Below are 24,576 nucleotides of genomic sequence, written 5' to 3' on the forward strand. Positions count from 1 at the left end.
CTGCATGCGCGACGACACGGCGACGAACAGCGGAACGACACGCCCGATGGCACGATGAGATGCATGGCGACGTACAGCGAATCGGCGGCCATCATGGGCGCGACTCCAGCCAAACCGGGCGCGCAACGCCGATCACGGCGGCTGCGCTGACCGGCCCGAAATACCGGCTGTCGAACGACGCCGGATTGGTCACGCTGAGCAGGAACAGCTCGCCAGGCTGAAGGCGACGGCACTGCTGCCAGGATGGCAGCGGCCGGCCCCAGCGATCGGCAGGCAGCACGGCGGCTGAAGGCACGCCGTCGATGCGGACTTTGCCGTCAGCGATACACACCTCTTGCGGCGCCATCGCGCCCACGCGCTTGAGCAACGGGATGCGCGTCGGCAGGTAGCCGCGATGCGCAGCGAGGGCGGCAGCCTCTGCGGGCATCGGCACCAGCACGATGCTGCCCACGGACAAAGGACGTGGCAGCGAGCTGGTGCGATGGTCGAGCGGATCGACGCGATACCAGCCGACCGCCACGCTGTCGGACGGGTTGTAGGTCAGGCGCGGCAGTGGATGCACGAAGGACGCCCAGGCCAGCGCAGCGAGGCCGCAGGCGGACAGGCCCGCCAGCATGAGGCGGGCGCGCAGGCGCGAGTGTGGATGCGTGAGAGCAGTGGGAACAGAAATCGTGGTCATGACAGCGCCCTCCCGGCCAGCCAGGCGGCGTGCCGCTCGGCGCTGTATTCGGGCAACGGCAAGCGCGCCGCGAGCCGGTTGCCCAGCGTGCGCCAGTACGCGGGCGAAGTGCCAGCAGGTGCGATGCTCAGCGCCTCAATGGCGTCGATGCGTGCCAGCACGGCACGCACCGATTGCTCACCCTCGACGTGCAGCAACAGGCGTGCGCCTGGTTGCACGCCGGGGATGCGCTGCGCGCCATCCATCGGCATGCAAGCCTGCATCACCATGAGCTGCCAGCGGATCGTGCCGTAGTCGTTGGCCTGCCAACGGATGCGGCATAGAACCGCGTTCGGTGTGAACACCGCGCAGCGGCGCCAGCGGTCGAACCGGATGATGCGAGCAGGATCACCGAAGCGCAGGTAGAGGTCGAAGCGTTGGTCGATGTATGCGAGCGCAACGCGCGTCAGCGGCACGCCGTCGGCCACGCCGACAGGCGGGATGGACGGCGGTGCCGAAGCCGTCGAGGCGGGTGTGTTCATGAGGACTTCTCCGGGAATTCCCGCTCCAGCAGCGCGCGCAACAGATCGGCCACCGTCACGCCTTGCGTGAAGGCCGATACCTTGATGCGCGCCCGCATGGCGGGCGTGATGTCGAGGGTCAGGCGGGCCGTGTAGAGGTCGCCTTTCTGGAGGTCATCGGCACTGCCCTGGCGAATCCACGCCTCGGCGTGCGGATTCGCGGGCGGACGCGCGCCGATGCCGATGCCGATGCGCTTGCCCGTGCGCTTGCTGGCAGGACTGCTCATGACGGCCACCGCAGCAGTTCATCGACCAGCGCAGTGATTTCGCGCGCGGCGGCGCTGTCTGGCGCCATCTCGCGCGCAAGCCGGCCAGCGGCCACACTGTCGGCGAACACGATGCGCTGATGCACTTCCGAGTGCAGCGCAGGAAGTGGCTGATCGGCCAGCGCGCCGCGTGCTTCACGCCCGATCACGGTGGTGCTTACGCGCCGGTTGATGACGAAGGCCGCGCGCAGCGCAGGCCGAAACACCTGCGCCTCGCGGATCAGCGCCACCATCTCGGCGCTGGCCCACAGGTCGTAAGGGCTGGGCTGCACCGGGATCAGCACGCGTTCGGCTGCCATCAGCGCGGAGCGCGCCAAGGCGGCGATGCGCGGTGGCCCGTCGATGATGACGTGATCAGCCCGCCTGGCGAGTTCTGGCGCCTCCTGGTGCAGCGTTTCGCGTGCAAGGCCCACGGCGCTGAACAGCCGTGGCAAACCTTGCTGGCTGCGGCGCTGCGTCCAGTCCAGTGCGGAGCCTTGCGGGTCGGCATCCAGCAGGATGACCGACTGCCCGCGCATCGCCAGCTCGCCGGCGATGTGGGTGGCGAGCGTGGTCTTGCCGACGCCGCCTTTCTGGTTGAGCAGCGCGACGATCATAGCCTGGCCCTCCCTGCTGGAGAGCCCGGCTGTCGCTGCTGGTTTTCGTGCCCTTCGCTCGCCGGTTGGGTGGTTGTCCACCGAGACGCGGCGCTTCTACTAAAAGTTAGAGAATTTAAGTTAGGGAAGTTAGGAGAGGCCGAAACCCGCGCCATCATTGGCTTGGCGGCCGATTTTGTTGCCTGATAGCACGAGGATTCGTTGCCTGATAGCACGATACCTCTGTTGCCTGATAGCACGAGTCCGTCCACAGGCTGCGCAGCAGTTATCCCCGTGCCGTGGACGGCACGGGCCGGAACGTCAGCAGCGGCGAGGCAATGCCCGAGACGTACTCGATGCCCAACTGGTAGCCAGGCAAGGCTTGCCGCGCCACCAGTGCCCGCAGGTCGGCGGCGAAGTCGTAGTACCGCGCCACGCTGCCCGACTTGCGGTACAGGTGCTGGAAGTCGAACTGCCAGCCGCCAGGCTGTCGCCCGCCGTGCTTGCGCACCAGTCGGTACAGCCACCGCTCGATCCCACCGGTCAGCCGGAAATACGCTGGGTCGATGGTCAGCACCAGCGCAGCATCCATGACGCCCGCGTAAAACCAGTCCGGCAGGATCAGCTCCAGCCCCAAGGGTGTGCCCTGGGCATCGGCCAGCTCCTTCCACTCGTTGATCCACGAGAAGCGGTGCAGCCGCCTTCCGGTTGTCTCCCGGATCGACGTGGCCACCGTGGTGGACTGCAGGCGATCCAAGGCCGCCTTGAGGCGCTGATAGTCGCGCAGCGACGTACCGCGCCCGATAAAGCGCAGGATCTCGTAGGGTGTGGCCTGCATCAGCCGCGACGGGCGCAAGCCCGCATCGCGCGCTTCCACGATCTGGCTGGCGGCCCAGATCAGAACGTCCGCATCCCAGATCGTGGCGATGCCATGCTCCTGCGTGCCCTCCACGCGGATCGTGATGCCGCTGGCGCGGAAGTCGATCGGCTCCGTGCGCCGCGACTTCGCCAGCGAGAAGAACGGAAAGGCCATCAGGTCCTGGCTGTCGCGCGGCGCCATGTCGCCCGGCAGGGCACGGAACAGATCGAGCTGCTCGCGTTCCTGCCGAACTTGCCCCAAGGGGCTGGACATGGCGATGGCCTCCGGCGCTCCAGCGGTCAGCGCGCACGGCTGTCCGCCGAGTGCTGCTCGGCGTATTCGGGATCGGACGTGCTCTCGAAGCTGCGCTCGGAAGCCCAGGCATCGAGGTCGGCCACGGCGTACATGACGCGCCGGCCGAACTTGCGGAACTTGGGGCCGCCACCCAGCACGCGCTGCTTTTCCAGCGTGCGCGGCGACAGCCGCAGGTAGTCGGCGGCCTCGTCGTTGGTCAGATAACGCTGCGGTTGCGCGGCAGCGGCCGGGGTGGTTGCGGGTGCGGCGGCAGGCCGCAAGGGAGCAGGACGCATGGTGAGAACCTCCATCGGTTGCAGGGCTCCGGCCACACAGCGCAACCGGATGGAGGCAGTCTCAGAAAACGAAGCTCTCCTGCTCAGGGTCGTTTTGCGTGGCCTTCAAAACGGCCCTTCTCAAGCGGCGCAAGCTGTGCTAGGCGTCGATAGCCGCCGCGCATCAGCGCATCGCCGCGCCGCACCAGGCGGCGCACCTTGGAGCGCAAGCCGCCATCGCTGTACCAACCGGCCGCGGTATCCGCGCCGAACAGGCCTTCAGCCACCTCGCGCAAGGACGCGCCCGCCAGGGTCGCATCGAGCGCCTGCAGGGTGTGCAGCTCCATCAACGCGGCAGGGGGCGGCCGGGGCCGAGCCATGGGTGCTGGCGTGTCAGGCACGTGGGTGGCCCCACGGCCACGGTAGGCATGGGCCACGGCCATGCCGTCCTCCAGGCCAGGCGCCAGCGCATAGCGCAGGCAATGGCCGGGGCTGCGCGCGATCAGCGCCAGTCCCTTGCCGTCATGCAACAGTTGCTTGTGGCCGGGAATACGCCAAAACGCGAACGGCTCGGCATCCGGTGGCGGATCGGCATCGGGGTGGAGTTGCACCACGGCCTCATGGCCGGGGAGCCAGGCCGGATGCGCGTCACGCGCATCCAGGGCTGGGTCTTCCAGCAGACGCATGCCCCAGCGATGCGCAGCATCGGGGCGGTGCGCACGGCGCAGCCAGTCGAGCTGGTAGTCAGGATGGCGGCGCAGGTATTCCCAGGCCAGCGCCAGCGTGTCTAGGCACAGCACGTAGAGGTAGGCGGCAGTCGGATACCAGTGCGCGAGGTGGTGCGGTTCGGCCATGACGCAAGCTCCCGTAGAGCAGGACGGCCGTCACCGGTTTCACACGCAAACGTCACCGCATCGAACTAGCATCCAATCGTGAATAAGCTGGTAGCTTAGTAACTTGCGTGTCAAGACGAAATGCATCCGATGGGTTGCATGGATCGTCTGAATGCGACGGTGGCGCGCGAGAACATGCGCGCCTCCTGCGATATCCACCGTGCCCGATGGCACGGCCGGCATCATGACCGTTTACGTCACGATGGCACCGATTTGGTGCAACAGTGCGGACTAAGACCTGACGGGTCTGGAGCAAGACCGAAATAGTCTCAATGCGCCCGGCTTGGCTTGGGCGCGAACGGCTCAATCGAGGATGGAACCATTCTCCTGAGCCAGCCGCAGGTACTCCGACAACGGGCGCACCGCCCGGAAATACCGGTCCCGCATCACGGGCTGTTTGCTCGGCCCGACGATGGATGTGAGGTCGGACAGCTTGATCTCGCACAGCTCGGGCATGCCGATCCCCAAGTCGATCAGGCCATGGGCCGTATCGCCGTCGGCGGGGTCGAGCGATACCAGCAGCCAGGTGGCGTGTGCGTCCGGCGTGAACAGCCGCACCACGGGCAGCGGGTCGATGGCCCGGCCAGCGGCGCGGGCCTGGCCGTGTTCCAGCAACAGCCTGCGCTCGTCCTCGGTGATGAGCTGGTTCATGGGCGTCCCCTCATTCGCACAAAACCGCCGAAGCGTGAAAGCGCAAAACCGCATCGGCGGGTTTGAGGAAAGACACGGATGCGGCTTTGCGCTTCTGTGAGAAGCCACAGATACGGATTTCCGTAAAAGCACGAAAGCGGCAGGCGAGCATAGTTGAACACTATAGATTGTAGTCCTATAGGGCGCAATCGGCTGTCATCTTGGATTTTGGGGAGATCCAAGGTTGGCAGCGAAACATACATTGTCGGAGGCACTAAAGACCATCAGGAAAGCGCGTGGATTGAGCCAGGAGGCGTTCTCCGACGTGTCCAGCCGCACCTACATGAGCACGCTGGAGCGCGACCTCAAAAGCCCCACCTTGAACAAGCTGGCCGAGCTGTGCGAGGTCATGGAGGTGCACCCGCTCACGCTGCTGACCCTGGCCTATGCCTGCGACGACCTGCAGCAGGCCGACCAGCTGCTGGCGCAGGTGCGCCAGGAGTTGGAGACTGTGGCGAAGAAGAGTGACACGCCATAGCGCGCGTCGGCGCTGGCATGGCCGATCCGGCGCCGCCGGTTCGAGGTATGCAGGGGCGCCAAGCCTGCGCGGCGGGGATAGCCCGCAGGGCTTTCCCCTGGAGGCAAACAAAGCGCGCAGCGCCGTTGGCGCGAAGACGTGAGCAACTGTCTTGAAAGTCAAGCCTCCCAAGCGCGCCCGAAGAGGCGCGCCTCTTCGGGGCATCTGCGTGCCGTGATAATATCGACTTTCGTTATCGTTATTCGATATGAAAGAGCAACCAACACCCCGCGCCATGGAGCACCACGACCTGCTGTCAGGGCTGATCCGCCTGCATGTGCTGCACCACGCGGCCGAGCAGGAGATCTATGGGCAATGGATGATCGACGAGTTAGCCCACCACGGCTACCGCCTGTCTCCTGGAACGCTGTACCCAATGCTGCACAAGATGGAGCGCGACGGATACCTCGTCTCCCGCCAAGAGCGTGAGGGGCGCACCGTGCGCAAGCTCTACACGATTACACCCAAGGGCAATGAAGGCTTGGCGCTGGCCAAGGAACGCATCCGAGAATTCACCGGGGAGGCGATGCACAGATGACAGATTCCACCAACACCTTGCAGCATGAGGCCGCAGCCGCACGTGGCTCACCCGTCGAAGTCTTCGGCGCCTTCCTCAAACTGGGACTGACCTCCTTCGGTGGACCGATCGCGCATCTGGGCTATTTCCGCTCGGAGTTTGTCGAGCGCCGCCGCTGGCTGGACGACCGCAGCTATTCCGATCTGGTCGCCCTGTGCCAGTTCCTGCCAGGGCCGGCCAGCAGCCAGGTGGGCATGGCGCTGGGGCTGGGCCGCGCGGGCTGGTTGGGGCTGCTGGCGGCCTGGGCGGGGTTTACCTTGCCGTCGGCGATTGCGCTGATCCTGTTCGCCTTTGGCATCGCCGAGTACCACGGGCTGGCCCAGTCCGGCTGGATCCATGGGCTCAAGGTGGTAGCCGTGGCCATCGTGGCGCAGGCCGTATGGGGCATGGCCAAGTCGTTGTGTCCTGACCGGCCCCGTGCCGCCCTGGCCATTCTGGCGGCACTGCTGACCATGATCATGCCCTCAGCCGCGGGACAGCTTGCCGCCATCGCGGCGGCGGGATTCCTGGGCTGGTGGAGATTGAAGATCGCGCAACCTGGCGGCGGCCAGGCCCACAGCTACCCGGTTTCGCGCAAGCTGGGCATCGTGGCGCTGCTGCTGTTCGCAGTGCCACTCGTCGGGCTGCCCCTGTGGGCCGCTGCCACGGGCTCGTCCACGGTCGCGCTGCTGGAAGGGGTGTACCGCTCTGGTGCGCTGGTCTTTGGCGGTGGGCACGTCGTGCTGCCGCTGCTGCAGGCCACCGTGGTGCCCAGTGGCATGGTCAGCAACGCTGACTTCCTCGCCGGCTACGGCGCGGCGCAGGCAGTGCCGGGACCGCTGTTCACGTTCTCGGCCTATCTCGGCGCGGTCGCCCACGGGCCGCTGCATGGCTGGATCGGCGGGCTGGCCCTGCTGGGCATCATTTTCCTCCCGGCCTTCTTCATGCTGGTCGGCGCGCTGCCGTTCTGGGAAGGGCTACGCCACCGCGCGGGTATCCAGACGGCCATGGCAGGCATCAATGCTGGCGTGGTCGGCATTCTGGTGTCGGCCCTGTACGACCCTATGTGGACCAGCGCCATCCACGGCAAGGCGGATTTTGGGCTGGCGCTGCTTGCGTTCGGGCTACTGACGGTGGGTCGCGTGCCTCCAGCGCTCGTGGTGCTGCTGGCCGGGCTGGCGGGCTGGGTCATGGCGATCGGTATCTGAAGCCAGTCGGCGCAGTGCGCAGGCCGGGCATGGTGACTACCGCCCACCATATAGAAAGTCACGCCGGAGCAGGCTGGTCATTCCATGGCCGCCCGGTTTTGACCATGGCATTCATGATGATCAGCAGCTTGCGCATGCAGGCCACGATGGCAACCTTCTTCGGCTTGCCAGCCGCCAGCAGGCGCTCATAGCAACGCCGTATCACGGCGTTGTGCCGCATGGCAACGATGGCGGCCATGTATAACGCGCTCCTGACCGTAGCCCTCCCGCCGCAAATGATGCGTTTACCGCGAGCCTGGCCTGAGTCCCGGTTCATCGGTGCGACACCTACCAGCGCGCAGATCTGCTTGGCCTTGAGCTGGCCAAGCTCCGGCAGCTCGGAAATCAGCGTCGCAGCCGTCGCCGGGCCAACTCCCTTGACACTCTTGAGCAATGTGGCCAGATCGGACTGGTATTGAGCCAGATGCTCCGCAATCCTTCGATCCAGCGCCTCAAGCTGCGTCGCGAGCATATCCATCAGTTCCGCAATATCTTGCACGACCTCCGGATGCGCCATGTGTTTGCGTTGGCGCTCGCTGACCAGCAAGCGTACCAACTGCCGCCGTCGAAGCACCAGTGCATGCAGGTGTTGTTGTACCTGGTCTGGCATCGGTTTGATGAAGCGATCTCGATCAGGACGCTGGTTCAGCACCTGCGCCAGTTCAGCCAGCATCCTGGCATCCACGCTGTCGGTCTTGACCAATCGCCCCATGGCCTTGGCGAAGTCCCGGGCCTGCCGAGGGTTGATGACAATGACAGCGAATCCCGCAGCTTGTAGAGCGCAAGCACAGGCCAGTTGGTACTGTCCAGTCGCCTCCATCACGATCAGCGAGACCGGATGGTTCTTCAACGCTGCGATCAGCGCTTGGTGCCCAGCACCATCGTTACTGAATATGGCCGTGGACTGCTCGTGCCCGATGGCTACATCCATGGTCTTCTTGGAGATGTCGATACCGACTGCAACTTGATTGGCCATGATCTCCGCGTCCCTTCCTTGCAAATGCGAACGGCGTTCACGCAACTGTTCGGGCTTTCAGAGATCGGGCGCGAGCATGCGCCCAGGACTCACGCACGGGCTCAAGTGGCACCGAGGGATGACGGGCTACATGCTGCGGCCAACCCCGAACCCTGGCAGGTCCGGGCGTGACGGCATTGCCGAACACGCACTTCAAAGATACAAGGGATCGAAGCCGAATGGCCGTGACAGCGAAGTCGGCACGGGGCGCAGCCCGAGAGCTTGGCGGCGCTAGCGTCGACACGCCAAAACCCAGCAAAACCTCCCCCATCCTTGGCGATCCACATGAATTAGACATAATTTGCACAAAACATCAATTTTATGCGAAACTCATCAACATCGCGCATAAATCAGGAAAGACGGTTCTATCATGGCATTTCGAGCAGACGAAGCGGCGCAAGCCGGGTACGAAGAAGTGGAGAAATACCTTGTCCTGCGCCCCCGGGATGCGGACGAATCTGAAAGAGCGCGAAGCAAGCAAGCGCTGCAGGACATCGTGGATGAACTCGGGCCGGTGGTTGACAGATACCCTTCATGGCACCCACTGGTGCGCAACCACGATAGCCGCCACCCCGTCACCACACCGAGTGATCGCTGCGGCTACAAAGGCCTCGACCACACGCGGTACTTCGCCAATGGATTCATCACCTGTCCCTATGGCGATGGTCAGGAGGTCTTGGACTCGGTTCTAGCCCTTCCTCGCCACCACGCTGCTTACATCACAGCGGAGAAGCTGGATGTGCAGTTCTACAACCCAGAAGCCACCCCGATACTGGTCAAGTGCAACTGGGAAGAGCCCTTACCGATGGACAAGATGATCCCGCTGTCCATCGCAGTGCCTTTGATCCTGGAGAAAGAGGTTCCGTGCTGGACCTGGTCCCAGGTCGCGGAGACATGGGAGTCGATGCGCTCGTATTTCCTGGGCGCCCCCCATGGCGCGCGATCGTCGCTGTTCGTGAGCCAGGAGACCGGACAGGGGATCAAGAAGGTTTGGGAAACGCTGATCTACACGGGGATGTTTGGCCCGATCAAGGTGTGATTGCGCCTTCGCGCCATCTGTATCAACGCGCCAACACCGCAGCCGGGCCTGCAAAGGCGGCGGCGTTCTGATTGGGCTGTCGGCTCTCAACACCGGGCGCGGCCACCGCCGCGCCCGGATTTTTGAAGTTCACCGCGCCCAGGGCGGAACGGCCTGGGCGCGGTGTCGACGACGGTTATTCCTTCGTCTCGATGATCCACCACACGGCCCGCGCCAAGGCACGGCCCGTGATGGGATGAATGTCCGTGAGGTCGGCGCGTGCCGTCCAACCCGAGGGCGGACGATAGCCGCGCACGTCGCCCTCGCCGTGCCAGCGGCGGGGCGCACGGTGCCGGGGGCGTAGATTGCCGCCATGCGCGGGCGGCTGGTGGTGTTGATGATGGGCATGGTTCGGCTCCCTGCGGCAAAGCGCCCCGGGCGGGGCGCTTGCCTTCGGCGTGGGTCAGGCGGTCAATGCCTCGGCAGGTTCATGCGTCACGGTGGCGGCTGCTTCCGCGCCGTCCTGCGCCGCATCCTGCAGGCCTTCCTCGGGCGCGTCTGCCGTCTTGAAGATGGCAGGCATCCAGCCCTTGCCGTTCACCAGCCGCTCGGCCTCACTGGCAATGTCGGCCTTCTTGAGCTTCGCCAGCCGGTTGACGCTCTCGGGCACCAACTCGCCCACGGCTTGCAGAATCGCTGCCTTCGGAACGTGCTTGAAGTAGCCTTCTGCGGTCGGCCTCCACCATGCGGCCATGTCGAGGCCCACAGCCTGCACCAGTTCCGCGCCCGGCTGCTGTACCGTGGCACGCGGCGTCACCACGTCCACGGTCGAAGCCACGCACACGGCCAGCAGCTTGACCAGTTCGCCTTGCTCCATCGCCAGCAGCGCGGCGAACAGTTCGGCGCTGTCGTCGGGCAGCTTGCCGCCCCACGCCTGCTGCAATTCGCGCAGCGCCACGGCGGCGGGTGAATCGGGCCAGTCCGGGGCCATGCCTTCCAGCCGGTCTTGCACCGTCAGGCGCACGCCCAGCGGTAGATCATGACCGTAGTAGCGGCCCTGCAAGAGGGTCTGCACCATGCCATGCACCAGCGCGGCCAGCGCCACCTGTGGATGCCGGGCTACCTCGATTTGCAGTGCAGCGGTGCGATGGGCGCTCAGGCGCTGAGCCAGTCGGTCGGAAATCGCTGCTGTCTTGGGCGCTTCGTCTTCCTCGCCTTCGTCATCGTTCGCGGCGTCCGGGTCGCTGAAGCCTTGGCGCAGCTTTTCGAGCGTGCGCAGCGCCTTAGCTTCGGCCTCGCGCAGCAGCCCGCGATGAATCACGACTTCGCCGTTGCGGTCGATGGTCACAATGGCACCGGCTGCGGCCTTCACGTTCGCGCCGTATCCCCGCAAGCCTTCTTCCAGCGCCTGCAACTGCTCGCCCAGGGCTTCGCCTTCCTCCTGCAAGGCGTCGGCCTTCTCCTCGTCCTCGGCATCCATCGCGGCGTCCACGGCTTCGCCAATGGCGCGCATTTTCTCTTGCAGCTTCTCGATGCGCTGTGCTTCGCGCTTGTTGGGTGCGCGCCGCTCCCTCGGCGCACGCTGAAAGGCGTGCAGGTCGGCATGGGTCATGCCGGGCGTGGCATCGGCCCAAGCCCAGCCCTCGGCCTTCACCTCGGCGGCGATGCCTGCCAGCTTGTCTTGCGCCAGCCGTTCCAGCAAGGCGGCGTCGCTCAGGTACACGCCCGCGTCATCCTCCGCGAACAGGTCACGGCGAACTCCGCCGCCTGCCTGCTCGTAGGCATCCAGCCCCACGAAGCGCACGAGCGGATGGCGGTAGGCGTCAATCTCGCGCTCGGTCAGGCGTTCGCGCAGCGCGGAGGGGCTGCGTTGCCACAGCGGCGCATCGTAGAACGCACGCTCCTGCGCGGCGTGATCGTCGGTGATGGAGAGCGCCATCAACTGATCGAGCGTCACGGCATCGGCCCTGTAGTCCGCCATCAGGCGCGGCGAGACGTTCGCCAGCTTCAAGCGGCGCTGCACCACCAGCGGCGTGACGGAAAAATCCGCTGCAATGTCTTCGATGGGGCGGCCTTCGGCCACCAATGCCGCAAACGCTTCAAACTGGTCTGCCGGATGCATGGCTTCGCGCTGCACGTTCTCGGTGAGGCTCGCGGTACGGGCCGTGCCATCGGCCACTTGCAGGCAAGGCACCTGCCAATCCTTGGCGATGCGGTGTTTCTTCGCCAGCAGCTTGAGGGCCGCAAGGCGGCGACCACCGGCCACCACCTCGTAATGCTCGCCATCGGCAGCGGGAATCACGATCAGGTTTTGCAGCAAGCCCACGCGCTGGATGCTCGCGGCCAGTTCGGGAATGGACATGCGCGGGGTCTTGCGCACGTTGCGGCCCGTGGGGCGCAGCACCAGCCGCGACAGGGGAACCAGAATCATGTGCTTGCTCGGGTCGGCGGCTTGCAGCACGTTGGCGCGGGTGTCGAGGGCTTGGGCTTCGGTGTAGGTAACGGCGTTCATGGTGAATCTCCAATCGAGTGAAACAAGGGAATGGAGGGGAACCGCCCCTCCGGCGGGGGAACGGTTCAGGCCTTGAGCTGACGCATGCCATCGGCCAGCAGCCACAGGGCGCGGTTCAGGCGAATGTCGGAATCGATGCCCTGCACGGGCCGGGTCCGCTGCCTGCGGCCATTGGCGGCGCGGCCAGCCAATCCGCCCTTGGTCAAGTTCTCCTGCGTGCGGTTGAACACGCTCCACAGGTCGGGGCGGCGGTCATCGAACCGGCGCGGCATCAGGATTTGCGATTCCGTGATGGGCGCGGGCTTGGTCGGGTCGTCGTACTTGAGGGCCAGCGCAGCGCGGGCGAACACTTCCGATTCCCCTGCATCCAGCGTGATGGCCTGCATGGATTCGCGCGATTCCTGCGCATGCTCGAAGCCACCTAGCACCTGATAGGCGCCCTCGATGACATGCCCGGCCACGTCGCCTTTGTGGGGCACGCGCACATCGCCCATGGTGTCGCCGCAGACAAGGCCATTGCTGCAAACGAAGCGGAACATGCCACCCAGTAATTGATAGCTGCTCGTGCCGTCGTGCGAGTTCAGCAGGATGATTTCATTGGCTTCGCGGGCGTTGATCTGGTTGGAGTGGCGCAGGCGCAGCATGTGTTTGGTGTGCTCGCGCCGGCCTTCGTTGCGCACGCGGGTTTGGCACACCATGAAGGGCTGGAAACCCTCCTTGCGAAGCTCGGTCAACACGGCGGCGGTGGGGATGTAGCTGTACCGCTCGGAACGGCTCTCATGCGGAGCGTCCGCGAAGATGGACGGGGCCACCCTGCGAATCTGGTCATCGGACAGCGGGGTTTCGCTGCGCAATGCGGGGGAGTGGTGAGCGAAGCGGGATGCGAGTTGCATGGTCTTTCTCCTGAGGCTGTTGAAGAAAACCGCACACCGGATTCCTAGATTCGGAGCCCAGCCTTTCGGCTGTTCGGTGCGGTCGGCACGAGGAACCCGGTTGGCCCTGTTGCCACCGTCTTTCCTGAGTTCATCGCCCGCGGCCAAAGGAGCGCGCGGACGGGGGCCGTCAAGGAAACAAGCGCAGGGTGGGTGCGGCCCGCAGGCGCAGCCGAGGACACGGCCCTGCGCGCCTTGACGGCCTACGGGAGCGGGCTACGGTCGCTGACAAGGTGATGGAGTCAGGGAAGACGGCTGGACATGGCAACGGCCCTCCCTGTGTGCCGACCGCACGGCAAGCGCAAGCGCGCAGGCCCGGATCTGGAAGCCGGGCCGGAGGCGTCAGCCAAGCGGAGCGAGGGAACGATGGAAGCCCGAAGGGGGCGAGACGCCGTGGCCGAAGGGTGCGGCGGCTCGATGCGCTACGCGCACGACAGCGCGACCGGCCATGTCCACTTGGCCGGGGATGCCCACGCAAGTCACCCCAAATTTCAACAAATGAAGATACTTGTTGTAAATTGTGACTTGGATGGAAATCGTATCTTTAGCCGCAAAGAAGCATCAGGAGAAAAAATGACGCGTAGAGCCTTTTACAGCTTTCACTACCAGCCAGACAACTGGAGAGCTGCCCAAGTCAGAAGCATGGGTGTTATAGATGGAAACAAGCCCGCTTCCGATAACGACTGGGAAGATGTGAAGGCAGGCGGAGATGATGCAATTCAAGAGTGGATTGATGAGCAATTAAAAGGAAAGACGGTTGCAATCATTCTTGTTGGAGAGAATACGGCTGGGAGAAAATGGATTAACTACGAAATAAAGAAAGCGTGGAAGGATAAGAAGGGGGTGCTTGGGATCTACATCCACAATCTCAAGGATAGCGACGGAGATCAAGCGGAAAAGGGAAGCAATCCATTTTCAAAATTCACTATAAATGGTGTCTCCATGGATGAAATCGTAAAAACTTACAATCCGCCATATTCCTCCAGTACTAATGTGTACAGTCACATCAAGGAAAACCTTGAGGACTGGATCGAAAAAGCCATTGAGATCAGGGGAAATTACTCGTAATTTAATCGTTCCAGCCAACCAGGTTTAACGCATGATTCCAAGACAACCTCTTGCAGGGGTGCGAATTCACCTCTCAGGATCTGCTCCAGATGAGCGGCAAGAAGAAATATGCTTGTTTGTGAAGGCACTAGCATCGCGAATATTTAGCGAGGGAGGTTCAGTGATTCATGGCAGTCACCCGTCCTTGTCTAAACCATTAGAAGATGCCGCGAGAGATTTTCTTCATGCGGGAGGTGAGGTAGGAGCCTTAACATTGGTTCGTGCTCAAAAATTTGCCGAAACAGATGAACAAATTGCAGAAATAGAAATCCAACGCCAATTCGCAGCGGTGCAAATAGTTCCCGCAGAAGCTGATGGAGTAAGCAATAGTGATTTAACTCCAATGCGAGACTGGATGGCCGAGCGATCGGATGCGGTTGTCTGCGTTGGAGGTAAGTGGTGGGACATAAATAAGGCCAAAGCAGGGGTCCCCACTGAGCTTGATGCGATGCTAGAACTCGGAAAGCCAGGTTTCGTTGTTGCAGGATTTGGGGGAGCAATTGCGGGTTATCTAAAGGACAACCCGAGCTTGCCTTCAAGATTGCAAAATGGACTATCTGAGAATGCAAACCGAGAAATTGCGAACGATACGTCTATCGAACGTATTGTAGAAACCATTGTCAATCAGCTAAAGCTTCTGCCGCTCGTGCGGCGCAGTGTTTCACGGGGGCGTAATTTTCGAATTCTTGCTCTTGATGGGGGAGGATTGCGAGGGACGTTTACTGCCGCCGTCTTGGCTAAGTGGGATGACATGCTCAGGAGTGGTGGCGGTAACAATCTAGTATCGCATTTCGATTTAGTGGCTGGCACATCGACAGGTGCAATACTCGCAATCGGGCTTGCCCTCGGAATAGCTCCGCGCGATATATTGAAATTCTACCAAGAGCAAGGACCGTTAATTTTCCCAAAAGATAGGAAGCTTCGACATTGGTTGAAATCCAAGCACGAATCTTCCACGCTCCGAGATTTACTGTGCAAAGTGTATGGTGATAGGAGAATAACTGATGCCTCATGCTGCAGGCTCGTTATTCCTACAGTAAGAGCCAAACATGGACAAGCTGAAGCTATTGTCACAGCCCATACCCCAGATAGAACAGCATTTCGAGATATCTCAGCGGTCGATGCCGCACTTGCATCTTCAGCTGCCCCTACATATTTTGACGAATCTGTCTGGGATGGGCCGGTTGCGCCTGAATCTTTTCTTGATGGTGGTGTTTGGGCGAACAATCCAATTCTCCCCGCACTGGCAGAAGCTGTTCGCTATCTAAAAATACCCTTGGATCGAATAGATGTTTTAAGTGTCGGCACAATGGGCAGTGAAAGCGATTTCACGGAGTCCCTTGGAAAAGGGAAAGCTGGATGGGCACCCAATAGTGCCGATCTCTTCTTTGCTGCCCAGGAGCATGGGGCACTAGTTTTGGCCGATGGTTTTTTAGGCCCAACACGCCATCTTCGGATTAATCAACAGACTCCGGTAGAAATTAAACTTGATGATGCAGAAGCGATTGAAGATATGGCCGTGCGGGGAAATGATGTAGGCAAGGATTCTTTTGTTTCCGTTCGATCTAGATTCTTGGATGGACTGTTGGCTCCAGAATGGCAACGGTATTAATTTGCCTGGAGGCCCACAGGAATCGTGCCTGAGTGGGATGCTTTCGCCCGATTTCTAAAAATTATTCGACTAAGGTAAACATGCCTTCTCTATATCAGCTTGCAATACTTGGGGCACCAAGTGCTGCTCAGATTTCTGAGCTTGAGAATATCGTGGCTCACGCCGTAGGCATGTTCAATCTGAGGCTGGGTCATGAGGTCGGATGGGATATTTGTCCCGAATCGTTCGAGCCGCCGCAGCAAAGATCAGCCGCCGCAGTTTTTTTTGGAGGTGAGAATGCTCCTATTGCCAATGTTGCAAAGCTGTTAGAGCGTGGCATCCCATTGCTGCCGGTGGCGTCGGATGTCAGTAGAGTCAGCGCAGAGATTCCTGCAATGTTGCAACCGCTCAACTGCCTAGCGTATGCAGCAGGTGGTGCACAACGCGTTGCGACCGCATTGCTGGAATGTGCAGGATTACTCCCTCGGCAGCGGCGGGTTTTTGTGAGCTACCGCCGAGGTGAAGCCCGAGAAGCTGCTTTGCAACTGTTTGACGCTTTGTCAGTTCGACTTTTCGACGTATTCCTCGACACGCACGGCATTCCACCTGCGGAGGACTTCCAGACCATGCTGTGGCATCGGCTCTGCGATTCTGATGTGCTCGTGATGCTCGACACGCCAGGTTATTTCGAAAGTCGCTGGACGAGCGCGGAGTTCGGACGCGCGTTGGCCAAGGGCATCAGCGTTCTTCGGGTCGGCTGGCCGGATGCCACACCTTCTGCGCGCACAGCTACTGCAAGCCGGGCAGAACTATTGCCCGAAGAAGTAGACCCGGGCACAGGGCGTCTGGCCGACGGGGCGGTAGAGCGCATCTGCTTGCAACTTGAGGAAGTCCGCAGTCAGAGCCATGCCGTGCGTTCCGTCAATCTTGTGAGCAATCTGCGAAATGCCATTCAAACGATCGGTGGTCAAGTAATCGGAGTGGGGAGTAACAGGGCCGTTCATATCCGACTGCCAGATGGTCGGGCAGTGGTGGTGTATCCCACGGTTGGTGTTCCTACATCGACAACACTGCATGAGGCCTCGACAAATTCACCTGATCAGTCAGTCGCCGTTGTCTACGATCACGTCGGCTTGCATCCTCGATGGCTAGGACATTTGGACTGGCTTGGCCAGTACATCCATTCCGCACGATGGGTCAAGTCGAGCGAGGCAGGTTGGCAATTTGCAGATTGGGTGGCTTGAGCATGAGCGCCATCTTCCTTTCGGCCAGCGTGCCGCTTGTTGGCCGAGGCACTTATCATGAAACGGCTAATCCGTTCCTTATCCAATGTGCAGTACGAGAGTTGGCAATGGCTGTGATTCGTCGGCACAAGATTGTCTGGGGCGGCCATCCTGCCATTACGCCGATGATCTGGACAATCTGTGAAGACTTGGGTGTGGACTACTCCCAGTCAGTGATCTTGTATCAGAGTAGATTCTTTGAGGACCGCTATCCCGAAGAGAACAAGCACTTCCAGAATGTCGTTTATACCGAAGCGATTCCCAATGAGCGGGAAGCGAGCCTGTTGATGATGCGCGAGCAAATGCTGTCACGTGAAGACTTAGTTGCGGCAGTATTCATCGGGGGCATGGAGGGCGTAGAGGCGGAGCACGAACTGTTCAGACACTTTCACCCAGCCGCCAAGGTATTGCCTGTCCCTTCACCGGGGGGAGCGGCGTTGAATCTCTCCAAGGATCGAGGCTACTTCGCCGATGGAGATCTTGCCGACGTGGACTTCGCTCGGCTCTTTCACACTCACCTCACGATGGCCATCGATGATAAGGGACGCTAGCCATATCCGCGACAATGTGATCAGCTGGCTCGCAGCATCGATTGCAACTGGTTAAAGAAACCGCCAACGCCCGTTCAAAAAAGTGATTGATTCCGTAGTGGGTATCCATAGAGTTCCGAAATTTGCTCCTGAAACTGTGTTTGGCCACCGTAACTCGGATGCCTCACACAAATAACGGGCACCGTATCCGTGATGCGATGAGCTGCTGCGGCAGCGTCATTTCCTATGGCAACGATGCGGGATGGCTGCAATAGGTCAATAAGTTGCTGCAGCAATTCTTCGCCCGCACGTCTTTCACGAGCATTGTGCTGCCGGTTGGTAAACGGATCACCCGATTCGTGCGGATGAAGTGGGAAGACGTTCCAAAGGAAGATACGAGCATCAATGTGCTCCAGCATGTTCCATATGACTGCAGCAGTTCGCTCAGCCACTGCGCTTCCTACGGTAGGTCGTTCTGCAACTAAATCGAGGTCCCAACGCTTGGCATGATGGGTCATGTGAACGTCATCAGTCAGGGCCAGCCCCGTGCGGCGCCCCCCACGGTATCCAAGGTCTCGGCCAATCCATATTGCATCGACCGGTTCCTCCAGCGCGCAACGCAGCATGGCAGAAAGCGCCGCAGTTCGGCGCCGAGGTGCATCGCGACGGTCATGCACTTCGCAACGATCTGAATACGGGTTAAAACAGTTTTCAAACTGCAGCGAGGCCACCGCCTCGACAAAAGGGTGAGTCTTCATTTCTCAAGCTCCAGCGGCATATATTTGATTGTGCGCTGTTCACGGTCGCCAATGATCCAACCTCCCTGATTTTCTTTGAGCTGCCGAAAAACGGCATACCCGTCAAGGATAGCTTTCTCCCACAACTTCAGCGGACACTTTTCCACTTCATAGCCGCTAACAAATTCACCAATGGTTTTCAGAATTCCCAGAGAAATCTTCTCCTGCTTCTCGAAGAAATTCAATTCCTTTGCTCTAGAAAAAATCCAGGCAGTAAGGCCTTCTTCAACAACAATGGCTCGACCACTATCCTGCTCCTCATCGTACTTCGGCTTGCTTTTTCGTTTATGCTTGATCAATGCCCGAATCACGGGTGACCAATGTAGTACGGCCGCATATGAAAAATGGAAGACGTCGTGAAATCGATAACCATCGCGGTCAGCAATATTGTCAGTCAGAGGGTCTCCTATAAATACCCCATTCCATTGAAGATAGCTCTTTCCGCTTCCTCGTTGATTGACTCTAATTTTGAAATTTCTGGGCAGTTGTTCTTCATCCCCGAAATCGCTATCGAAATCAAGACCAATTAAATCAGCAGGTTGTGGCTCTAAAAAGGCCCCGCGAGCTTTCCGAAGATTGCCGCGCGCCACTTCTGAAAATATCAATTCGGCAGCACGAATGGCGTCCAAATAAGCTCGTGCAAAGGAAACTAGATCACTATGCGTAGGGGAACTACCCAACAATGCTGCGGCTGACTGACCTAAACGTACCAGCGTGGTATCCACCGAACCCGGTTCAGCAATTGGCATGGCAATGTAAGCCAACGCGCCCTCGGCCATGTCGCTGGCGGCTCCCACGTTCTTAAAATCCCCATGGTTCGCTGCCTCGGCAAAAACCTCTTCAAGGGGAATTTGCATACGCCTGCAGAGCGCTGCCAGATACCAGAGAGTGTCGCCAAACTCTTCTTCGGCCGCCTTCTTAAACCCAGGATAGGCGGATTTCTCCCGAATATGCTTTTTTGCCGTAGCCATAATTCCGCCTATTTCCCCATATAAACCTTGAAGAACTGGGGAAAAATCGGTCGGATTGAGCACATCGGTAGCTGCAATTTCTGCTGCATAATCCGAGAGCAGAAGAGATCCTTCTTTTTGCATGTCAAATTATCCGCGAAGAGTGAGCCATTCGAATGGGGGCCCTTGATAGCCGGCAACACCCAAACTACGTATCCATTTCTCTAGATTGGCAAGCAGTTGAGGATCATTAAAGCAAGTCAACCCTATGCCACTTTTGCACAGAGGTCTACCATTTCGGTCTTGCAGTTCTAGAGGGAACTTTGGCCCCGTCCCTCCGAAATAAACAAAGTCATTGCTGACCAAAACCCTGTTTACTCCAGTGTCGCGCTGTACGTGCTGAGGATTAAGTGTTCCGTCTTCCCGGGAGTGAAAAGAATCTCGTTGCTGCCAAGCTGCCTCAGGCCCATCTCTAAAGTAGATGTTGTCTCCACAACTTTGCTTCCGGCTTCCGTTGCGAAAAGGTTTTTTCGATTCAAAACTGGGATTCAGCGCATATTCGTCGAGTGTCATTACCTCGGTAACGCGCATGCCGTACACAAGATGTCCACCTCGACCCACGCCATGGGCATTGCTGCCGCTGCCGATGACCCAGTCACCAACTTCGGCACTGCGGCGAATACCTGGCTTACAGGTTACTAGCGTACAGTGACCATAAAACGGATTGGGTGCAAAACCACTGTCGTAGCGCACCACGTAGGAGTGAATGCGAGCCATCAGCAGGGGTGTCGCTTAAGGGGAACAGTGCTGCAGGAACCACCATCAGGCTTTTCCCATGTGTCTTTGCCATTAATCGCATCAATGATTGCATCGCCGTTCCAACCAACCAAGGCGTCAGCGTATTCCTTCAAGGCATCGGGAATATCACATTCTTTTTCACCATGTTCCCAAACGCCCACAATGCGTTTGCCCTGCTTTGCAGCATATTCAATCTCCCAGTTAACCCAATCGCTATCTTTTGTCTGGGGAGAAACGTAGCAAATGAAGACGCCAGCCCAGTTGATCGCAGGTGCCAGAATTTGGGTCTTTATGTAGTGCTCATCAGTGGCGTTGTTGAACTTCCCTGTATGAATCGAGGAGTCTCTGACATCCAGACCCTTCGGAGCCAGTAGATCTTTGAGCTTCTGGAGTCCATGATCGTCCTTATGGACATGGCTGATAAACACGTTTCTCGTCTCCGCCACCCGTTACCTCCATAGATGTTTTTACAACCGTTAAACATCGTAACTTCATTTGAGGCAGATGTCTGCGGGAAGTGCAGACCTATTTGTCTTGATCAAAGGATTGCCTGCAGCCCCTTGTTCGCGATGACATTGAGCAGTTTGAGGGCTGGCCCTGCAGGATGGGTGTCGCCTTGCTCCCACTTGCGTACCGTGGATGCCGTGGTGTGCAGGTGCAGTGCGAACACCGGCTGGCTGAACTTCAGTTCCTCGCGCAGCCGCTTGATGTCGGCCGCGCTGAACTCCCGTACTGGCGGCGGGCAGATGGCGTCGAACTCGCGCATCGTCACCTTGCCGATCGCGCCGGCATCGTGCAGCGCGGCCAGATCGCCGCGCAGGGATTCAATGAGCTTGCTCGTCACAACACACCTCCAATAGAACGCCTATCTGCAGCGCTTTCATCAAGTCCTCTGCCGATAGCTCCAGAAACACCTTTCCGGCGAACTGCAGCGCCTTCCTTTCGTCCTGCGTGATGTTCGCCTTATCGCTTTTTGGGAATCCATGCAGAAACACATAGCGGCTACCGATTCGCGCTGACAGCAGCGTTCGATAACCGCCGCTCTTGCCGCCACCAAGACGGGCCACCCGCTTTTTGTAGAGGAAGCCGCCCAGGTCAGCATCAATCAGGCCAGCCTCCATCTCGTGAACCGCCCGGCACAAGGCGGCATCGGGCAGCTTCTCGCCCGCCTGCCACCGTGCAAAGTCCTTGCGCTTGAGGACATTCATGTCAGGCAACCTCTAAAGTATGCCCGAAACGGGCATACTTTTCCAGTCCCGCAGCCGGCCAAGGAGGGGACCCTGAAATTGTCGTGACAGTGTCGCGACAATTCCGGCAGCAGAAGCCATGTGTTGGAACCTGCTCATGCTGCCACCTCTACCGGGCGCTGCGCCCCGGTGATCGCCTTGCGCCGGTTCGCCACCAGTTCGGCCGCCTCGCGTACCGGTTTGTCCTCGGTGTGGACGTAACGCATGAACATTGCCACGGTCTTGTGCGCCGTCAGCGCCATGCCGACCTTCACCGGAATCCCCGAGTTAGCGATGTCGGTGGCCGAACGGTGGCGGATGCCGTGCGTGCCCACGTGGGTCACGCCGGCGCGCTTGAGGATGCGCGTCCAGCCGCTGTAATACTCGCCCGTGGTCAGGTGCTGCCCCGGATGATTCGGGGACGGGAACACGTGCGGGCAACCGTCCTGGTGCGGCGCGGTGGAAAGCAGGCGGTAGGCTTCCTCGCTTAAGGGCTTGGACATGCCGCCGGTCTTGCTGTCGGGCCAGACCACGCGCCGGTTCTCCAAATCCACCCAATCCCATTGCAGGGTGACGATCTCGGAGCGGCGGCCCGCGAACTCGAATTGCAACCGGATGGCCAGCGGAAGGATCGCATGATCCAGCCCCAACCCATCGGTTTCCAGATAGTCGAGATACCGGAACAGCTTGCCCATCTCCTCGTCGCTGATGAGGTGCGTGGCCTTGCCGTTGGGGTACATCGGGACATGGCGGCACGGGTTGGTGCCGTCCGGCCGGTAGCCCCAGACTTCGGCCAGGTTGAACATCTTGCGCATCACGCTGAACGTGCGGTTCGCGTCCGCGGGCTTGTGCGCCATCTTCTTCATCGCCCCGGCCACGTCCGGGCGTTTCACGTCCTGCACCTTCATGCGGCCCAGCATCGGGATGATGTTACGGGTGATGCACTTTTGGTAGCCGGCCTGCGTGCTGGGCTTGTTGCGCTGCTTGGAGTGGTCCTCCATGAACTTCACACACAGTTCAGCGACGGTCGGGGCCTTGCGCGCGGCGGTCTTGGCCGCACCGGGGTCACCACCCCGACGGACCTCGGCCAGCCACTCCTGGGCAAGGGAACGGGCTTGTTCGACGGTGAGTTCCCCATAGAGGCCCAAGGCGGGCTTGCGGCGTTCGCCGGCGTTCGTCCGATACTGGAGCATGAACACCTTGCGGCCTGCTGGCGTAACCTTGCACAGGAAGCCGGGCACCAGCGTGTCCCGGAATTCGACGGCCTGCGCCTGAGGTTGTGCCGCATCGACTGCGGACTTGGTGAGCTTGATTTTTGCCACGATGACTCCTCGGAAAGACCCGGTTTCCAGGAGCCTCATAGGGGTCAGCAGAGGGGAAGCCGGGTCAGGTTTCGGAAAGCACCGGCATATGTTGAACTCGCCTAAGTTATTGATAAACCTGCTGTATCGGGCTTGGGCGTAGTCCAGCGAAATGCGGTGCTGGAGTCATGGTGAAATAAAAAAACCCCGGCACATGGCCGGGGTTTTCGTGAAACAGGCAGCAGTATCAGCGTGCGTAAGTCATCAGCACGTCCGCAGCGGTCTGGCTGTCCACACCCATCATCACGCTCAGGGCAGTGACGGTGAGGATGGAGAAGCCGAATACCTTACGGGCCCACTTGCTGTCGTCCTCGGCCTTGTAGCCACCCCAAGCCATGTACAGCCAGTACAGGCCCATGGCAGCCGCCACGGCCAGGTAGCCGAGGCCGGCGTAACCGCCGAGGGTAAGCATCAAGGTGGCGAGCACGAAGGCCAGCACGTACAGCACGATCTGCTTCTTCGCCGCAAGAACACCGCGCGCCACCGGCAGAACCGGAATGTTGGCAGCACTGTAATCCTTGAAGCGGAAGATCGCGATGGCAAAGCTGTGCGGCATCTGCCACAGGCTGAACATCACCAGCAGGGTTACCGCAGCCAGGTCGAAGCTGTTGCTGACGGCGCAGTAGCCGATCACCGGAGGCATGGCACCGGACAGGCTGCCGACCAAGGTGCCGTGCACCGATTTACGCTTCAGCCACAGGCTGTAGAAACCGACGTAGACGATGAAGCCGATCAGCGCGCAGAACGCCGACAGCGGGTTGGCCTGAACATACAGCAAGCTGAAACCCGCCACCCCGAGCAGGGTGGCGTAGATCAGCGCGAGGGGCAGCGACATGCCGCCCTGCACCATGACGCGGTTCTTGGTGCGCTCCATCTTGTGGTCGATGTCACGGTCGATGCAGTTGTTGAACACGCATCCGGACGCGACCACCAGCGAAGTACCGATCACCACCGCCAGGAACAGGGCGAAGTCCACATGGCCCTTCGAGGCAAGGAAGAAACCGCCTGCCACGGAAAGCACGTTACCGAAAATGATCCCCGGTTTGGTGATTTGGATAAAGTGCTTAACGGACATGCAGTCTTACCTCACTTGGCCAACATTTCGAAGTGGATGCTGAACATGATCCACAGCGACAGGCCGACAAGCAGAGCGATCACCATGGTGGTGAACAGGAACGTCGATACGTTGTTGCGTTGCTCTTTCGAGCGGTCCATGTGCAGGAAGTAAACCAGGTGAACAACTACCTGGATCACGGCCATGGCAACGATGATCAGTACGGTCAGGTTCTTCGGCAGGCTGGCGGTCATGGCCAGGCCGAACGGGATCGCAGTCAGGATAATCGACAGTACGAAGCCGATCATGTACGACTTGACGCTGCCGTGGTTACCTTCGTGATGAGTGTCGTGTGCGTTAGCCATTACAGAACTCCCAGCAGGTAAACGACGGTGAATACGCAGATCCAGACCACGTCCAGGAAGTGCCAGAACAGGCTCAGGCAGCTCATGCGGGTCTTGGCGGTCGGCGTGATGCCGTGCTTGTTGATCTGGTACATCATGACTGCCATCCAGATCAGACCAGCAGTCACGTGCAGACCGTGGGTACCTACCAGGGCGAAGAAGCCCGACAGGAAGCCACTGCGCTGCGGGCCGAAGCCTTCGCTGATCAGGTGATGGAATTCATAGATTTCCATCGCGATGAAGCCTGCACCGAACAGGAAGGTCACAGCCAACCAGCCCAGTACACCCGCTTTCTTGCCATCGAACATCTTCAGCATGGCGAAGCCGAAGGTGATCGAGGACAGCAGCAGGAACAGCGTTTCAACAGCTACGAAATCGAGCTGGAAGATGTCATGACCCGACGGGCCGCCGGCAAAACTGCCGGACAGCACCGCGTAGGTGGCGAAGAGCGACGCAAACAGGATGCAGTCGGTCATCAGGTACAGCCAGAAGCCCAGTACGGTCATCTGGCCCGAGTCGTGGTGGTGGTCGTCATGCCCATGGTCGTGACCATGAGCAGCGCCGCCGTGCATTACTTGACTGGACAT

29 protein-coding genes and 1 pseudogene are annotated in these 24,576 nt (G+C 60.2%); 8 read left to right on the plus strand and 22 right to left on the minus strand.

Annotated elements, in window-relative coordinates; genetic code table 11:
- Positions 1-91: 91 nt before the first annotated feature.
- The 8 genes from Q9451_RS26415 to Q9451_RS26450 form a co-directional block, all read right to left on the minus strand.
- On the minus strand, positions 92-679 hold the full coding sequence (locus Q9451_RS26415; RefSeq protein WP_019043454.1) for a S26 family signal peptidase: 588 nt from the start codon (positions 677-679) through the stop codon (positions 92-94).
- The gene (locus Q9451_RS26420; RefSeq protein ID WP_019043453.1) at positions 676-1,200 is read right to left on the minus strand and encodes a DUF2840 domain-containing protein; all 525 of its coding nucleotides are present in this window, start codon (positions 1,198-1,200) and stop codon (positions 676-678) included. The genes Q9451_RS26415 and Q9451_RS26420 overlap by 4 nt, the downstream gene beginning before the upstream one ends.
- On the minus strand, positions 1,197-1,466 hold the full coding sequence (locus tag Q9451_RS26425; RefSeq protein ID WP_019043452.1) for a hypothetical protein: 270 nt from the start codon (positions 1,464-1,466) through the stop codon (positions 1,197-1,199). The genes Q9451_RS26420 and Q9451_RS26425 overlap by 4 nt, the downstream gene beginning before the upstream one ends.
- Complete coding sequence (gene parA, locus Q9451_RS26430) at positions 1,463-2,101, minus strand: ParA family partition ATPase (protein ID WP_019043451.1); 639 nt, start codon at positions 2,099-2,101, stop codon at positions 1,463-1,465. Before parA ends, Q9451_RS26425 begins: the two co-directional genes overlap by 4 nt.
- Positions 2,102-2,366: 265 nt before the next feature.
- Entirely contained in the window at positions 2,367-3,212 is an 846-nt protein-coding gene (locus tag Q9451_RS26435) for a replication initiator protein A (protein ID WP_019043450.1), read from the minus strand.
- A 26-nt stretch (positions 3,213-3,238) separates the two neighbouring features.
- Entirely contained in the window at positions 3,239-3,529 is a 291-nt protein-coding gene (locus Q9451_RS26440; RefSeq protein WP_024570164.1) for a helix-turn-helix domain-containing protein, read from the minus strand.
- Between the two features lie 83 nt (positions 3,530-3,612).
- Complete coding sequence (locus Q9451_RS26445; RefSeq protein ID WP_019043448.1) at positions 3,613-4,362, minus strand: DUF2285 domain-containing protein; 750 nt, start codon at positions 4,360-4,362, stop codon at positions 3,613-3,615.
- A gap of 342 nt (positions 4,363-4,704) precedes the next feature.
- On the minus strand, positions 4,705-5,052 hold the full coding sequence (locus Q9451_RS26450) for a DUF2958 domain-containing protein (protein ID WP_019043447.1): 348 nt from the start codon (positions 5,050-5,052) through the stop codon (positions 4,705-4,707).
- Between the two features lie 223 nt (positions 5,053-5,275).
- Here Q9451_RS26450 and Q9451_RS26455 point away from each other — a divergent pair, with 223 nt between their 5' ends.
- The 3 genes from Q9451_RS26455 (at position 5,276) to chrA (ending at position 7,372) form a co-directional block, all read left to right on the plus strand.
- A complete protein-coding gene (locus Q9451_RS26455) occupies positions 5,276-5,569 on the plus strand; it encodes a helix-turn-helix transcriptional regulator (protein ID WP_024570163.1) in 294 nt (97 codons plus the stop codon).
- Positions 5,570-5,843: 274 nt separating this feature from the next.
- Positions 5,844-6,146, plus strand: a complete 303-nt coding sequence (locus Q9451_RS26460; RefSeq protein WP_019043445.1) for a PadR family transcriptional regulator — start codon at positions 5,844-5,846, stop codon at positions 6,144-6,146.
- Positions 6,143-7,372 (plus strand): chromate efflux transporter, encoded by a 1,230-nt coding sequence (chrA, locus tag Q9451_RS26465; RefSeq protein WP_019043444.1) that lies wholly within the window; start codon positions 6,143-6,145, stop codon positions 7,370-7,372. The genes Q9451_RS26460 and chrA overlap by 4 nt, the downstream gene beginning before the upstream one ends.
- A gap of 58 nt (positions 7,373-7,430) precedes the next feature.
- On the opposite strand, the gene Q9451_RS26470 is transcribed toward chrA, so the two are convergent.
- Positions 7,431-8,387, minus strand: coding sequence for an IS110 family transposase (locus Q9451_RS26470; RefSeq protein WP_024570162.1), 957 nt, complete (start codon positions 8,385-8,387; stop codon positions 7,431-7,433).
- 409 nt (positions 8,388-8,796) lie between these two features.
- On the opposite strand from Q9451_RS26470, the gene Q9451_RS26475 reads away from it, so the two are divergent.
- Positions 8,797-9,465, plus strand: a complete 669-nt coding sequence (locus Q9451_RS26475) for a hypothetical protein (RefSeq protein ID WP_019043442.1) — start codon at positions 8,797-8,799, stop codon at positions 9,463-9,465.
- A gap of 175 nt (positions 9,466-9,640) precedes the next feature.
- Here Q9451_RS26475 and Q9451_RS26480 read toward each other — a convergent pair.
- From Q9451_RS26480 to Q9451_RS26490, 3 genes and pseudogenes are all read right to left on the minus strand, one after another.
- Positions 9,641-9,846, minus strand: a pseudogene (locus Q9451_RS26480) (hypothetical protein).
- A gap of 61 nt (positions 9,847-9,907) precedes the next feature.
- Entirely contained in the window at positions 9,908-11,956 is a 2,049-nt protein-coding gene (locus Q9451_RS26485; protein WP_019043441.1) for a ParB N-terminal domain-containing protein, read from the minus strand.
- Between the two features lie 65 nt (positions 11,957-12,021).
- A complete protein-coding gene (locus Q9451_RS26490) occupies positions 12,022-12,849 on the minus strand; it encodes a DUF932 domain-containing protein (RefSeq protein ID WP_024570161.1) in 828 nt (275 codons plus the stop codon).
- A gap of 300 nt (positions 12,850-13,149) precedes the next feature.
- On the opposite strand from Q9451_RS26490, the gene Q9451_RS26495 reads away from it, so the two are divergent.
- The 4 genes from Q9451_RS26495 (at position 13,150) to Q9451_RS26510 (ending at position 17,420) form a co-directional block, all read left to right on the plus strand.
- The gene (locus Q9451_RS26495; RefSeq protein WP_019043439.1) at positions 13,150-13,956 is read left to right on the plus strand and encodes a TIR domain-containing protein; all 807 of its coding nucleotides are present in this window, start codon (positions 13,150-13,152) and stop codon (positions 13,954-13,956) included.
- Positions 13,957-13,987: 31 nt separating this feature from the next.
- Positions 13,988-15,607 (plus strand): CBASS cGAMP-activated phospholipase, encoded by a 1,620-nt coding sequence (locus tag Q9451_RS26500; protein ID WP_072270846.1) that lies wholly within the window; start codon positions 13,988-13,990, stop codon positions 15,605-15,607.
- 80 nt (positions 15,608-15,687) lie between these two features.
- Positions 15,688-16,830 carry a toll/interleukin-1 receptor domain-containing protein gene (locus Q9451_RS26505; protein ID WP_080375558.1) on the plus strand — a complete coding sequence of 381 codons (1,143 nt, stop codon included), beginning with the start codon at positions 15,688-15,690 and terminating at the stop codon, positions 16,828-16,830.
- Between the two features lie 2 nt (positions 16,831-16,832).
- A complete protein-coding gene (locus Q9451_RS26510) occupies positions 16,833-17,420 on the plus strand; it encodes a hypothetical protein (RefSeq protein WP_019043436.1) in 588 nt (195 codons plus the stop codon).
- A 74-nt stretch (positions 17,421-17,494) separates the two neighbouring features.
- Here Q9451_RS26510 and Q9451_RS26515 read toward each other — a convergent pair whose 3' ends face one another.
- From Q9451_RS26515 to cyoC, 10 genes are all read right to left on the minus strand, one after another.
- Positions 17,495-18,157, minus strand: coding sequence for a uracil-DNA glycosylase (locus Q9451_RS26515; protein WP_060446450.1), 663 nt, complete (start codon positions 18,155-18,157; stop codon positions 17,495-17,497).
- Entirely contained in the window at positions 18,154-19,290 is a 1,137-nt protein-coding gene (locus Q9451_RS26520; RefSeq protein WP_029158621.1) for a nucleoside triphosphate pyrophosphohydrolase family protein, read from the minus strand. The genes Q9451_RS26515 and Q9451_RS26520 overlap by 4 nt, the downstream gene beginning before the upstream one ends.
- Before the next feature lie 6 nt (positions 19,291-19,296).
- Entirely contained in the window at positions 19,297-19,923 is a 627-nt protein-coding gene (locus tag Q9451_RS26525; protein ID WP_072270844.1) for a hypothetical protein, read from the minus strand.
- A complete protein-coding gene (locus Q9451_RS26530; protein WP_236509469.1) occupies positions 19,923-20,372 on the minus strand; it encodes a TIR domain-containing protein in 450 nt (149 codons plus the stop codon). Before Q9451_RS26530 ends, Q9451_RS26525 begins: the two co-directional genes overlap by 1 nt.
- A gap of 110 nt (positions 20,373-20,482) precedes the next feature.
- Entirely contained in the window at positions 20,483-20,788 is a 306-nt protein-coding gene (locus tag Q9451_RS26535; protein ID WP_019043431.1) for a DNA-binding transcriptional regulator, read from the minus strand.
- The gene (locus Q9451_RS26540) at positions 20,769-21,152 is read right to left on the minus strand and encodes a type II toxin-antitoxin system RelE/ParE family toxin (RefSeq protein ID WP_019043430.1); all 384 of its coding nucleotides are present in this window, start codon (positions 21,150-21,152) and stop codon (positions 20,769-20,771) included. Before Q9451_RS26540 ends, Q9451_RS26535 begins: the two co-directional genes overlap by 20 nt.
- Before the next feature lie 134 nt (positions 21,153-21,286).
- Positions 21,287-22,492, minus strand: coding sequence for a site-specific integrase (locus Q9451_RS26545; protein ID WP_024570156.1), 1,206 nt, complete (start codon positions 22,490-22,492; stop codon positions 21,287-21,289).
- A gap of 226 nt (positions 22,493-22,718) precedes the next feature.
- Positions 22,719-23,606: a heme o synthase gene (cyoE, locus tag Q9451_RS26550; RefSeq protein WP_012270561.1), complete on the minus strand. Its 888-nt coding sequence runs from the start codon at positions 23,604-23,606 to the stop codon at positions 22,719-22,721.
- A gap of 11 nt (positions 23,607-23,617) precedes the next feature.
- Positions 23,618-23,950, minus strand: a complete 333-nt coding sequence (cyoD, locus tag Q9451_RS26555) for a cytochrome o ubiquinol oxidase subunit IV (protein ID WP_012270560.1) — start codon at positions 23,948-23,950, stop codon at positions 23,618-23,620.
- Positions 23,950-24,576, minus strand: coding sequence for a cytochrome o ubiquinol oxidase subunit III (gene cyoC, locus Q9451_RS26560; RefSeq protein ID WP_345960807.1), 627 nt, complete (start codon positions 24,574-24,576; stop codon positions 23,950-23,952). Before cyoC ends, cyoD begins: the two co-directional genes overlap by 1 nt.

The organism is Pseudomonas sp. NY8896, from assembly GCF_039634505.1.